This is a genomic window from Leifsonia tongyongensis, assembly GCF_010686705.1.
GTDB classification, from domain to species: domain Bacteria; phylum Actinomycetota; class Actinomycetes; order Actinomycetales; family Microbacteriaceae; genus Diaminobutyricibacter; species Diaminobutyricibacter tongyongensis.
Genome location: NZ_JAAGWY010000002.1, coordinates 682,701 through 694,457, shown reverse-complemented (window position 1 = coordinate 694,457; position 11,757 = coordinate 682,701). Strand labels below are relative to the sequence as shown.

The following is an 11,757-nucleotide window of genomic DNA, read 5'->3' as shown; positions in this document are numbered from 1 at the left end:
GGAGTTGCATGGAACCGAATCGGGAGTCCGGACAATACAGGGTATGGACGAAAGCGCTGACGGCACGTTGCTTGCTGCGGCGATCAACGGCGATGGCCAGGCTTTCGGCCGACTGTATGACCGGCATCGCGACCGCGTCTTCCGGCATGTGCTGCGTCTCAGTGACTCGCGTTCCGATGCAGAAGACCTTGTCGCGCTGGTCTTCGTCGAAGCTTGGCGCCGTCAAGGGAGTGTTCGAGTGGTTGAAGGCTCGGTGCTCCCGTGGCTTCTGGTCACCGCGAACAACCTCGCGCGTAACGAGCGGCGGGCCCGACGGCGCTACCGGGCGGTGCTGCCACGTATCGCACCGCCCGTGCCTGAGCCCGACCACGCGGATGAGATCGCCGAACGCCTTGGCGCGGTCGAACGGGCGACAGCGGTCAGATCAGCCTTCGATCGTCTTGGCCCCAGGGACCAGGAGATCCTCGCCCCGTGCGTCCTGGATGAGTTGAGCACGTCCGAGGTCGCGGCCACCCTGGGTGTCCCTGTCGGCACCGTGAAGTCTCGTCTGTCGCGAGCGAAGCAACGACTGGCGGCTGGAATTGACGGGGACATTCGACTCGACAGCGTCTGGAGTTCACTGTGAACAACGACATCCCGTTCTCGGCGTCGCATAGCGACATGATCCGGTCCTTCCTCGTTGAGATGGTCGAACACCGAGTGGTCGTGCCTGTGAAGCAACGCCGACGTCGGCGCTGGCTTGTCATCGGAGTCATCGGGCTCGGAGCGGTCGCCAGCGTCGGTGCGGCTGCTGTTGCCGCCGAGCATGCAGGCTGGATCGCGCTCCCGTCCGGCGATGCCTCCGCTTCGCCGTCCTACGCTCGCATTCCGCATTGGCCGGTCAACGCCCGCGGCCAAACCTATGGCAATCAGGGCGATAGTCCGGTCGCGCCCGACCTCATCGAAGTGGACGGCACCGACAACGCCGGAGCCACCGTGCGCGGGTATGTACTCAGTACGGAACTGATTGAAGCCGAGTTCGGCGGCCCCATGCCGACCTCCCCAGCCCAGGCTCTCAAGCAGCAGGCCGACTGGCTGAAGCGATACCCGAATGGACAGAGGATCAAGGTCTACAAGAGCGACGGCATGACCGTGGTCGGGCACTTTACGGTAGGCAGCGGTCCAGGGACCTGAGCTCTGCGGTACCCAGAAGGAAGACCTTCGGCGGATCCGGGGTGCCTTCGGCCGGATTGGTTTGGCCGCAGCGTACGGTGACCTAGGTGCGAACCAGGAGCTTGGTCTTCCTCACGATGTGGCGCTCGTGAGCCTTCCGCTGATGTCGAACAAGTGCCGGTCCCTAGCCAATCCTCTATGGGCTGACGTCGTCGAGTTCTCGCCGCAGATACTTCGGCGCCTGCACACGCCAGGCGTCCGTGACGAGCTCGGCGAGATGGTCCTCGTCGATGCCGGCCATGCGGAATGCGACCTTCGGCTCACCCCAGGTGGTCGTGGTGCGCAGGAACACGTTGGGCGCCATTTCGACAAGGGCGAGCGCGTCCAGGCGGTCGGCGACCTTCACTCCGACGACGAGCTCGGCCGCGATTGTCTCGCGTATGTCTGCGGGGATGCTCGGCCAAGGATGACACTCCCACGCATACAGCTTGCCGCGAACGAACCATGCGGCACCGCCCGCCGTCGCGCGCTCCTCGCTACCGGGCAACCGAACAGCGGTCCGGCGCAGGTCGTCGAGAGTGGCCACGGTGTGAGCCTAGGCTGCACTACCGACAGGGATGCACGAGGCTTCAGTTGACGATCAGCTAACGTGCGTCGTCGTCACTGCACTTCGGCGCAAGGTGGAGAGTGAGCGGAAGAGGATGATGGACGCATGCCCGCTGCTCACCGTCCCGGCCTTCGGGTCGACTCCGGACTCACGATCCCCGAGTCTGAGCTGTCTTGGCGGTTTTCGCGGTCATCCGGACCTGGCGGGCAAGGTGTGAACACTGCCGACTCCCGGGCGGAACTCGTGTGGGATGTTGCAGGGTCCGCCGTTCTCTCGCCGTTGCAGCGGGAGCGACTCCTCGAGCGTCTGAGCAGTCGCCTTGTCGACGGAATGCTGACGATCGCGGCATCCGAGCACCGCGCGCAATTGCGCAACAGGGAAGCTGCGCGCGTCCGGCTGGCCGAAATCGTGGCTGACGCCCTCCTGCCGCCAGCACCGTCGCGAAGACCGACGAGGCCAAGTCGAGGTGCCAAGCAACGGCGTTTGGAAGCGAAGAAGCGGCGCACCGACGTCAAGCGACTGCGTCGTCCTCCTCACGACGCGTGAGCGTCATTCGATCTGCCGGCAGCTGTTCAGTCAAATCCGGGTACGACTCGTGCTCCTAGCGTGATGGGAACCGCACGGAGCTAGACACAGCGAAGGTGCTCCGCTAGCCTCGAGCGCAACTGAGCAGAGGGCAGCCCCATGACCATCTCGCGCAAGGCTTCCACGTCTGTTCTCGCAGGCACAGCACTCGCCGCCATCATCCTTACGTGCGCACCTCTTGCGGCGGGCGCAGCGGCTCCGGCACCTTCACCATCGCGGACCGCGAATCCGGCTGTGACCAACCAGTCGACTGACCGCGCCCTCGACGCGGTGATTCCTGCAGATGAAACCCCGACGTGGAACATGGTGAACGCGGTGGGCAGATTGCTTGCAACCGAGCCCGGTACGCCCGTGAGCGTGGTTCGAGCGCCTGGTAGAGCTGTCTGGGACGCAGTGTCGCCGGATGTGACAACCCTGGACACCACGCCCGAGGCGATGTCGCACGATTTCCTCCTGGTCACGTGCACGGAGAATGTTCAGCAGGCAGGGTTCAAGGGTGCACCGGGCGCCCCAATTCCCGTGATCGGGGAAGTCCAGGTGGTCATAGACACCGCTACCGGCAAGGTGCTTGAAATCACTCGCGTTGCTCAGGGCCACACGAACTCGATTTCTCGTGTCAGGGCGGTGGAACGACTCGGCGCGGCCACCACAGTAGTTCTATCGCCTGCATCGTTCAGGTGAGAAGCCCTCATATAGTGTTGCGGGTATGCAAGGCGAGCTGACCAAAGGGAGCATGTTTCGGCGCCCGACCGGCTGGCTACCCATCGCGTTGCCGACGGCCCTCATGGCTTTCATGGTCACGTATCTGGTCACTGTCGGAGCCGGCGACAACCGCCATCCCCATCCTCACCGTCTTCACACTCGGCCTTTAGGCCGGCCGGCGCGCACCATCTGGATCTGCCCAACGCCTTGTTCTGCGACGCGGTAGCGCGCCGCACGGCAGACCGCTAACCTTCTTGGCACGGAGGTCAGGGCGACCTCGAGGGCGGTGATCCTATGAGTTCGGACAGTCGGGCGCGGGTGATCGTGCGGGACGGTCCCTGGGGGTTCTTCTTCCTGCTTGCCTACATTGGAGCAGCGGTCTACTTCGTGTCGGTGTCGAACGGTTCCTTCTGGGGTGTCGTCCTCGGGCTGCTCGAGGCGATCGTCTGGCCGGCCTACGTCGTCTACCACGCACTGCTGCTGCTCGGCGCCTGAGCGCGCCGTTACGACGCCGGATACCGGAGCGCGCGGTGTGCCCGCCCACTAGGGGCGTCCCCGCCACCTCGAGCTGGACGGCATGTCCCGACGTGGCGGGCACGGCCTGCACCCCGTGGTTCAGGCGGCTTCGAGAGCGCGCTGCTTGTGGAGGTAGTGGCGCGCGCCTGTCCAAGACCCTGCTTCGACCGACCGATAACCGCGGTGAATCGACCGCTAGGTTTGCGGTTTGGTTCGCGGGAAAATGACTGTCAGTCACAGGCAGCAAAGGAGCGCACCGATGCTCTTCCGTCAGCTCGAATACTTCGTCGCCATTGCTCGGGAGCAGCATTTCGGCCGGGCCGCGGAGGCCAGTTATGTCTCGCAGCCGGCGCTGTCGTCGGCGATCCACAAACTCGAGCAGGAGCTCAATGTCACGCTGATCAACCGCGGTCATGCGTTCGAAGGGCTGACGCCCGAGGGCGAACGTCTGGTCATCTGGGCCAAGCGCATCCTGGCCGAGCACGACGCCTTCAAGGCCGAGGTGCGGGCGGTCCAGTCCGGGCTCACCGGAACCCTTCGCGTCGGCGCGACCCCGACAGCGTCGACTACCGTCTCGTTGCCTGTGGAGGCGTTCGCGGCCATCCATCCCCTCGCGAAGGTTCGCGTTCAGACCCGCCTGTCGGCTGACGACCTGGTTCGGATGCTGTCGGAGTTCGAACTGGACGCGGCGGTCATGGCGGCCGGGCCGGCGGACGAGGCCGGATTGGAGACCGTGCCTCTCTACGACGAGGACTACGTCCTCATCGTCCCGCGCGAGCTACTGCCCGACAGGGGTACGTCGATGCCGTGGGTCGAGGCGCATCGCCTTCCGCTGGCGATGCTGGATCAACGGATGCACAGCCGGAAGCTGATCGATCAGGCATTCGCCGACCAGGGTCTCGTCCTCGATCCGCAGGTCGAGACCGATTCGATCGCGTCGTTGTATGCACTGGTCAGGACCGGACGGTGGGCGAGCATCGTGCCGAGCAACTGGTTGTTCCCCAGGGGCGGCCCGACGGGGCCCGACGTCGTGACGATGGCCGAGCCGGTGGCGCGACAGCGGATCGTGGTGGCGATCGGTTCACGTGAACCAGGCTCGCTCATCGCCCGGTCGTTCGCGAAGACCGCAGCCGCGCTCTCGCTGAACGAGCTCTTCGCCATCGGCCCCTCTGCAACCCGGACCCCGTGAGCGGATATCCTCCCGTCTACGCCCGGGACAGCATCCCGGCGCTCCGCCGGTACCCGGACGGCCAGTCGCTGCCCACGCCGTCGGCGATCGACTTCACGCCGGGGGAACTGCTCGGGTCAGTCTCAGGCGAGCTCGGGCTGCGGGCGTTTGTGGAAGCGGCCGGGCATGAGCTCGTGGTCACCTCCGACAAGGAAGGGTCCGACTCGGTCTTCAACCGCGAACTCGCGGATGCGGACATCGTCATCTCCCAGCCCTTCTGGCCCGCCTACCTGACCGCAGAGCGCATCGCGAACGCGCCGAGATTGAAACTGGCGATCGCCGCGCCTCGAAGACTGGTTTGCCGGTCGCCCCATCCGTGAGGAGTACCTCATCGTCGACGGCGGCCGACTCGCCGGTACCGGTGCTGCGTCGTACACGGCCACTGGAGCATCGAGCTATCGCCATGATGCGGTTGCGGGTGCGACTGAGCCCCGGTAATAGGGTTGAGGAATGGATCTACAGCTCCAGAATCGTGTTGTGCTCGTCGTGGGAGGAAGTGGCCTGATCGGCACGGCCGTTGTCGCCCGGCTGGAAGCCGAAGGCGCGACCGTCGTTTCGGCGTCGCGTCGGGGCGAGGGCGGGATCGTTCTCGACGCGCGCGACGACTCCTCGGTCTCTGCTGCGATTGCGGATGTGCATGCTCGTCACGGTCGTCTGGACGGCGTCGTCGTCACTGCGGCACCGAGCGCTCGAACCCTTGATCCGGCGCGAAACTCCGACCCGGCACAGGTGCTCGAAGCCGTCGATGCGAAGGCCCTCGCATTCCTTCGGGTCGCGAAAGCGTCGATGGATGTGATGACGGGGTCGGGATATGGCCGGATCGTCGGTATCAGCGGTCAAAACGCCTTCACGACCGGCAATATCACTGGCAGTGTGCGGAACGCCGCCTTGATCATCGTGGCGAAGAATCTTGCGGATTCCGTCGCCGGTACAGGGGTGACCGTGAATGTCGTCAATCCCGGTACAGTTCGTGACGACCCCACTTCGGAGGTCGAGTACGGCAAGGCAGGCGAGTCGAGTCCCTCCGACGTTGCCAACCTGGTGGCGTTCCTCGCCTCACCGATCTCCGGTGCCATCTCCGGTGAGTCCATCGCAATCGGGCACCGCATGCGGGGCTTCATTTCGATGTGACGATCGGGTTCGGCGTCGTGTCTGATGTCGGGCCGTCCTCAGCGACCGCCGGCCGGTGCACGAACCCGTTCACGGCGTCTCCAGGGACACCGGGGCCGAAACGATACAGGCGCAGTGCCACGAACAGGGTGGTGGTGACGACGAGCCATGCGCCGAGAACGATGTACGGTTCGGCATGCAGGTTGCCCGGAAAGTACGCCAGGTCGCGGATGGCGTTGACCGCTGCTCCGGTAGGCATCCACCTGCCTATGAACTCGTAGAACGGCGGCAGGAGACTGGGAGCGACCGCCCCGCCGGACGCCGGGTTGCTGATCAGCACGAAAACGACCCACGTCGGAAGAAGGGCCCACCGTGCCCCGATCAGCATTCGGAACACGTTGTACGTCATCCCGGCGACGAGCATCGTCAGTGCGGGAACACCCCAGGCGGGCAAGAACGGCATCGGCATGATCCGCAGGATGACGCCGATGCTGAGAACGATGGCGAACGCGGCGAGCACCGACCGGACCAGGTCCCAGGAGAGTTCGCCGCGGATCGTCAGTTTCGCTGCGTTGGTGCGGGTCTGCACGGCTCCGAGGAATCCGATGATCACAGCGACCAGCGGCACATAGAAGAGGACAAGCCCGGAGGGGTCGCCCGGACTCAGCGGGTGGGTGTCTTCGACGGTGACCGGATGCCCGAACGCTGTTTCGAGTGCGGGGGCGTCCGCCTCGAGCAGGCGGGCCACCGAATCCCCCGAAGCGCTCGAGACGTAGAGGCGCCCCGATGTTCCGTCGTCGGCGAGAGCACCGTAGATCCGTTGGTCCTGGATGGCGGCGAGTGCGTCGGCGGTGGTCGGAAACGTCGTGATGCGAAAGGTGGTGGTCGTCGTCGGCTCGGCGAGTGCCGCGCGGAGCTGGGTCGGCGTGACCGCACTCGACACGAGACCGATGGGCACGTCGTGTGGCTTGGGATCGGCCATGGCCAGGCTGTACGAAGCGGCGAAAAGGGCCGCGACGGCTGCGATGATGAGGGTCACCACAAGTGCCGGCAGGTGCGAGCCCGGCGCAAGTCGACGGATGCGTGATCGCCTGGTCATGCTGCTTCGGCATCTAGGGGAGGATGTGCCCGGCTGCGGTGAAGAGTCGGTACCATTCCTCGCGCGTCAGCTGCACATCCGACCCCGCAGCGGATTCCGCGACTCGCTCCGGTTTGGTCGTGCCGAGCACCACCTGCATGTTGGCCGGATGCCGGAGAATCCAGGCGACGGCGATGCCGGTCGGTGTCACGCCGTGTGCGGCAGCGATCTCGTCGAGCGCATCGTTCAGCGGTCCGAAGTTCTCGCGGTCACCGATGAAGACACCGTTGAAGAAGCCCTTCTGGAACGGCGACCACGCTTGCAGCGTGATGCTGTTGAGGCGGCTGTAATCGAGGATGCCGTTGTCGCGGTCGACCGACTGGTCCAGTCCGGCCATGTTGGATGTGATTCCGGCCGCGATGAGTGGTGAGTGCGTGATGCTGAGCTGGACCTGGTTGAAGGCGAGTGGTTGCCTCACAGAGCGCTTGAGAAGTTCGACCTGGCCGGGAGTCTGGTTCGACACACCGAAGTTGCGGACCTTCCCCGAGCTGTGCAGGAGATCGAACGCTGAGGCGACTTCGTCCGGTTCGACCAGAGTGTCGGGACGGTGGAGCAGGAGGATGTCGAGGTAGTCCGTCCGCAAAGCGGACAACGTCCGGTCGACGGAGCTGAGGATGTGCTCTTTCGAGAAGTCCCAGAATCCGTTCCTGATCCCGACCTTGGACTGGAGGAAGACCGACTCGCGGTGTGCGGGTGTGAACGTGACCGCGTCCCCGAAGCGCCTCTCGCATTCGTGGTCGCCGCCATAGACATCGGCGTGGTCGAAGAAATTGATACCGGCATCACCGGCTGCACCGACCAGGGCTCGGATCTCCTTGTCGTCGAGTGCGGAGATCCGCATCAGCCCGAGAACGACCCGGGGTGCCAGAAACGTTGTCTGTGGCGGGGTGAAGGTTTTCATGTGTTCGTCCTGTTCTTTTGTCGTTGGTTCGTGAAATGGTGTCGTCGGCTAGCGGGTGGGGATCGGCGCACTGATCGCGTCGTATACCCACGCGACGTCCTCGTGGCCGTGACCCTCCTGGCTTGCCTCGGTGTAGAGACGCTCCAGGCTGTCGAGGTAAGTGGTGGCCGAATGCCCGGCCGTCGCCTGTGCAAGGCGCAGGTCTTTCAGCAGGCCGTCGAGTGCGAACTGCGGAGCCCGGTTGCCTCCCAGGATCACTGCGCTCTTGAGGTGCGCGTACGGGCTGTCCGATGCCGACCCTGCGATGGCGTCCAGGAAAGCCTGGGTTTCGAGCCCGAAGGCGCGGGCGAGCGCAACCGACTGGGCGGTTCCGGCCGTGAGGCTTGCGACCCAGGTATTGCAGACAAGCTTCAGATCGGAGGCATCGCCCAGACGATCGCCCACAACGACCGTCCTCGATCCGATCGCGTCGAAAACGGGCTGCAATGCCGCGACGGCTCCGCTCTCGCCCGATGCGAGCACCGTCAGTGCTCCGCGTTCGGCGGGGTCCTTCGTACCGAGTACCGGCGCGTCGACGACGCTGATGTGGTGACCGGATGCGGCAGCTGCGACGCTGCGCATCCCGTCCGCTCCGATCGTTGCGCTCTGCATCCAGATTGCGGTGTCGCGTACTCCCGGAAGGAACTCGGCGGCAACGCGCAGGACTGCGGCGGCGTCGAAGAGCATCGTGAGCACGACGTCGGCGTCGCGCACCGCGCCGTACGGGTTGGATGCGGCGCGCGCACCCGCGTCGACGAGAGGCTTCGTCTTCTCGACGCTTCGGTTCCATACCGTCACATGGATCCCGGATCGCAGGAGCGAACGGGCCATAGCCGCTCCCATCGTTCCAGTGCCGAGAATTGCCACGCGAAGATCAGCGGGCTGGGGATTCGATGATTCGGACATGACTTCCTTCGATCAGTTGCCGGCGAACGGCAGGTGGGGGATGTTTTCCAGACTGACAGGGGGTTGTCGTGGTGTCTAAGACCGCTCATTGACTGGCCGATAAGCGGCATGTATCAATGGGCTGGAGGAGATGAGATGAACACCGAACAGTTGGAGAAGGTCCGCGTCGGAGCCGGCTTCGTCGCGGCGCTCGACCAGAGCGGGGGGAGCACTCCACAGGCGCTGCGTCGGTACGGCATCCCTGACGACGCCTACTCGACCGATGCCGAGATGTTCGACCGGGTGCATGAGATGCGAACCCGGATCATCACCAGTCCCAGCTTCGACGGCGGCCGGGTGATCGGAACGATCCTGTTCGAGGACACGATGAACCGCCAGATCGGCGGTCGCCCATCCGCCGACTACCTGTGGAACGTCAAGGGAAGCGTGCCCTTCCTCAAGATCGACGCGGGGCTGTCCGCCAGCGCAGACGGAGCCCAGCTGATGAAGCCGATCCCGAACCTCCCCGGACTGCTCGATCGCGCCATCGACAACGGCATCTTCGGGACGAAGATGCGTTCCTTCATCACGCTGCCCGGTCGGGGCATGCAGGCCGTGGTCGAGCAGCAGTTCTCCGTCGCGCAACAGGTGCTGGCGGCGGGACTGGTTCCCATCGTCGAAATCGAGATCGACATCCACAGCACGCGCAAGAGCGAAGCGGAGGATCTCTTGCAGGAATCCCTTCTCGTCGAGGTCGACAAGCTGGACGCGAACCACAGGATCATGCTGAAGCTGACCCTCCCCGATACCGACAACCTCTACCGGCCTTTGGTCGAGCATCCGAACGTGCTCCGGGTGCTCGCACTCTCAGGTGGCTACAGCAGGGATGAGGCTGACGAACGTCTGGCGCGGAACAATGGCATCATCGCGAGCTTCTCCCGAGCACTGCTCGAGGGGCTCACTGTGCAGCAGAGCTCCGAGGATTTCGACCGGATGCTGAACGAGACGATCGCCAGTATCGCCGAGGCATCGAGCACCTGAGCATTCTCCTTCGAGATATCCGCCGCCCACATCGCGGTAGACCGTACAGTATGCTCAGGCACGTCTGGGAGGGCCGGGTCAACGGGGAAGGGTGGACTTGTGACGACGAAGCGCGGTCACATCGGGCAACTCGGGCGGGCGGCGATAGGCGTTGCGGTGCTGGCAGCGCTGACCGGATGCGCGACGGCTGCCACTGCCGATCCACAGGCGATACCCACGCCCACTCCTACGCAGTTGGCGGTGACGGTTGCGATGCCCGATCTCGGGCCCTCGCCGGCGCCTGCCCCGCAGACCGCAGCACAGACCGAGCAGCGTCGTCTCTCGAACGCCGATCAAGCCTGGCAGCAGGTGCTGCTCCAGTACCCATCAGCTGTTCGACCCCAGGTCACCTTCGGCGGGTACATCACCGATGCCACCGAGGTAGCGGTCATGTCTCAGTGCTTGACCGAGCAGGGGGTGCCGATCGCCAACGGATACCCGGCCGGTGCGAAGAAGGGCGACGCGCCCAGCAGTGTCGGCGCAGACGCCAGCGATGAGAAGGAGGCGATCGGCGCTTGGGTGTGCAACGTCGAGCATCCATACCGGCCCGCCCCGCCGCTGACCCCACAGCAGCTGGGGTACCTCTACGACTACCTCACCGAGTTCCTGGTGCCCTGTTATGAGGCCAACGGCGTCGCTGAACCGCCGGCGCCGTCGCGCGCTACGTTCGTCGCGACGTGGCCGCACCAGAACTGGTACCCGAGCGATGGAGCCCTGATGGACGGCGACAAGGCAGCGGCGATCACGAAAGCGTGCCCACCGCCGAAATGATCGTGCCGATGCGCCGTCGTGCTCGAAGTCAGGATGAGCGAGTGAAGGACAGCCGATCGCGAACGCGCGCCGGGCTGCCGCCCGATGGGCTCTCACGGCGAGGTTGGATCGTGTTGGTCGGTTCCACCGTCGCTGTCGCGGTCGTGCTCGTGGCCACCGCAGCCTTCCTGACAGGAATTCCGGCCGGGCACGCTCAGGGGCACGCTTCGTCGGCGCCCCAGGTGGAGTGGTTGCCGACCCCGAATCCGGACCTGGCGCCGACCCCGCTGGGTCTGCCTCCACGTCCGACCCCGACAGAGGTCGCCACCGTTCCCGTGCAGCCCGTGGACTCGCTCAAGACAGGCGACTGTCTTCAGACCTTTCCCTCGCGGTGGGCCGACGGTTATCCAGTGGTCAACTGCGCCGCGCAGCACATCGCGCAGGTGCTCTCCAGGGGCGATCTGCCCGAGCCTGCCGGCGCACCCTTCCCGGGGACGAACGCGCTGGATGCCCGGGTCTCCGATCTCTGCACCGCTCTGGGCCTCTTGAACTGGGATTGGGTTGCGGTGTGGAACGAAGACGTCCAGGTCGACATCCGCTACCCGAACACTGCCGCACAATGGGCATCGGGCGCGCGTTCGTACTACTGCTTCGTCTACACGTTCTCACGCCATGAGCTCACCGGCAGCGCGGTCGCGGTCCATTGAGCACCTTTCGTCGATTCCGGCTCTCTAGCCCTGACCTTGGTCCCACAACCGCCATCCTGCCTTCGTCTGCCGGAAGCACAACGACCACGGCTCGGTGCCCGCATCCATAGATCCGTCGCTGCTTGCCGTGATCGTGATCTGGTAGTCGATGCATTCGCCGTCGGCGCCCGTCCGGCCAACGGTCTTGTATGAGATCAGTCGTGGGTCGTCGCACCATGCCCAGGTGTTGGTGGTTGTGAGCGCGCGGGTCGTCCCGCAGTCCTGATGCTTCGCAGCCTCGACGTAGGTGTGGGCGACGGTCGACATGGGTGCGAATGCACCGGGGAGTGGGCCTCGCGGCGCAAGACGCGGACAAAC

16 protein-coding genes are annotated in these 11,757 nt (G+C 65.0%); 11 read left to right on the top strand and 5 right to left on the bottom strand.

The genetic code is table 11. From position 1 onward, the window contains the following. The first annotated feature begins 4 nt into the window (after nt 1-4). A complete protein-coding gene (locus tag G3T36_RS11265) occupies nt 5-625 on the top strand; it encodes an RNA polymerase sigma factor (RefSeq protein WP_240148438.1) in 621 nt (206 codons plus the stop codon). Then, on the top strand, nt 622-1,173 hold the full coding sequence (locus G3T36_RS11260) for a hypothetical protein (RefSeq protein ID WP_163289866.1): 552 nt from the start codon (nt 622-624) through the stop codon (nt 1,171-1,173). Before G3T36_RS11265 ends, G3T36_RS11260 begins: the two co-directional genes overlap by 4 nt. Nucleotides 1,174-1,348: 175 nt before the next feature. Here G3T36_RS11260 and G3T36_RS11255 read toward each other — a convergent pair whose 3' ends face one another. Next, the gene (locus G3T36_RS11255) at nt 1,349-1,738 is read right to left on the bottom strand and encodes an MmcQ/YjbR family DNA-binding protein (RefSeq protein WP_163289865.1); all 390 of its coding nucleotides are present in this window, start codon (nt 1,736-1,738) and stop codon (nt 1,349-1,351) included. Nucleotides 1,739-1,864: 126 nt separating this feature from the next. Here G3T36_RS11255 and arfB point away from each other — a divergent pair, with 126 nt between their 5' ends. From arfB to G3T36_RS11225, 6 genes are all read left to right on the top strand, one after another. Next, entirely contained in the window at nt 1,865-2,305 is a 441-nt protein-coding gene (gene arfB / locus G3T36_RS11250; protein ID WP_163289864.1) for an alternative ribosome rescue aminoacyl-tRNA hydrolase ArfB, read from the top strand. 273 nt (nt 2,306-2,578) lie between these two features. Further along, the gene (locus tag G3T36_RS11245; RefSeq protein WP_163289863.1) at nt 2,579-3,025 is read left to right on the top strand and encodes a hypothetical protein; all 447 of its coding nucleotides are present in this window, start codon (nt 2,579-2,581) and stop codon (nt 3,023-3,025) included. A gap of 315 nt (nt 3,026-3,340) precedes the next feature. Further along, nucleotides 3,341-3,541 carry a hypothetical protein gene (locus G3T36_RS11240; protein ID WP_163289862.1) on the top strand — a complete coding sequence of 67 codons (201 nt, stop codon included), beginning with the start codon at nt 3,341-3,343 and terminating at the stop codon, nt 3,539-3,541. 280 nt (nt 3,542-3,821) lie between these two features. Then, nucleotides 3,822-4,751, top strand: a complete 930-nt coding sequence (locus tag G3T36_RS11235) for a LysR family transcriptional regulator (RefSeq protein ID WP_163289861.1) — start codon at nt 3,822-3,824, stop codon at nt 4,749-4,751. Next, the gene (locus G3T36_RS11230) at nt 4,748-5,110 is read left to right on the top strand and encodes a hypothetical protein (protein ID WP_205245053.1); all 363 of its coding nucleotides are present in this window, start codon (nt 4,748-4,750) and stop codon (nt 5,108-5,110) included. The genes G3T36_RS11235 and G3T36_RS11230 overlap by 4 nt, the downstream gene beginning before the upstream one ends. 130 nt (nt 5,111-5,240) lie before the next feature. Beyond that, nucleotides 5,241-5,921 (top strand): SDR family NAD(P)-dependent oxidoreductase, encoded by a 681-nt coding sequence (locus G3T36_RS11225; protein ID WP_163289860.1) that lies wholly within the window; start codon nt 5,241-5,243, stop codon nt 5,919-5,921. On the opposite strand, the gene G3T36_RS11220 is transcribed toward G3T36_RS11225, so the two are convergent. The 3 genes from G3T36_RS11220 to G3T36_RS11210 are packed head-to-tail and all read right to left on the bottom strand — an operon-like array spanning nt 5,908 to nt 8,884. Further along, complete coding sequence (locus tag G3T36_RS11220) at nt 5,908-6,999, bottom strand: DUF3533 domain-containing protein (RefSeq protein ID WP_163289859.1); 1,092 nt, start codon at nt 6,997-6,999, stop codon at nt 5,908-5,910. The genes G3T36_RS11225 and G3T36_RS11220 overlap by 14 nt on opposite strands. Before the next feature lie 13 nt (nt 7,000-7,012). Beyond that, the gene (locus G3T36_RS11215; protein WP_163289858.1) at nt 7,013-7,939 is read right to left on the bottom strand and encodes an aldo/keto reductase; all 927 of its coding nucleotides are present in this window, start codon (nt 7,937-7,939) and stop codon (nt 7,013-7,015) included. 48 nt (nt 7,940-7,987) lie between these two features. After that, entirely contained in the window at nt 7,988-8,884 is an 897-nt protein-coding gene (locus G3T36_RS11210; RefSeq protein ID WP_163289857.1) for an NAD(P)-dependent oxidoreductase, read from the bottom strand. Between the two features lie 135 nt (nt 8,885-9,019). On the opposite strand from G3T36_RS11210, the gene G3T36_RS11205 reads away from it, so the two are divergent. From G3T36_RS11205 to G3T36_RS11195, 3 genes are all read left to right on the top strand, one after another. Further along, nucleotides 9,020-9,904 carry a fructose bisphosphate aldolase gene (locus G3T36_RS11205; protein WP_163289856.1) on the top strand — a complete coding sequence of 295 codons (885 nt, stop codon included), beginning with the start codon at nt 9,020-9,022 and terminating at the stop codon, nt 9,902-9,904. Nucleotides 9,905-10,003: 99 nt separating this feature from the next. Continuing rightward, the gene (locus G3T36_RS11200; protein ID WP_163289855.1) at nt 10,004-10,714 is read left to right on the top strand and encodes a hypothetical protein; all 711 of its coding nucleotides are present in this window, start codon (nt 10,004-10,006) and stop codon (nt 10,712-10,714) included. A 110-nt stretch (nt 10,715-10,824) separates the two neighbouring features. Then, nucleotides 10,825-11,400: a septum formation family protein gene (locus tag G3T36_RS11195; RefSeq protein WP_163289854.1), complete on the top strand. Its 576-nt coding sequence runs from the start codon at nt 10,825-10,827 to the stop codon at nt 11,398-11,400. A 24-nt stretch (nt 11,401-11,424) separates the two neighbouring features. Here the strand turns inward: G3T36_RS11195 and G3T36_RS11190 are convergent, their stop codons facing one another. Next, nucleotides 11,425-11,706 (bottom strand): hypothetical protein, encoded by a 282-nt coding sequence (locus tag G3T36_RS11190; RefSeq protein WP_163289853.1) that lies wholly within the window; start codon nt 11,704-11,706, stop codon nt 11,425-11,427. Between the last annotated feature and the right edge of the window lie 51 nt (nt 11,707-11,757).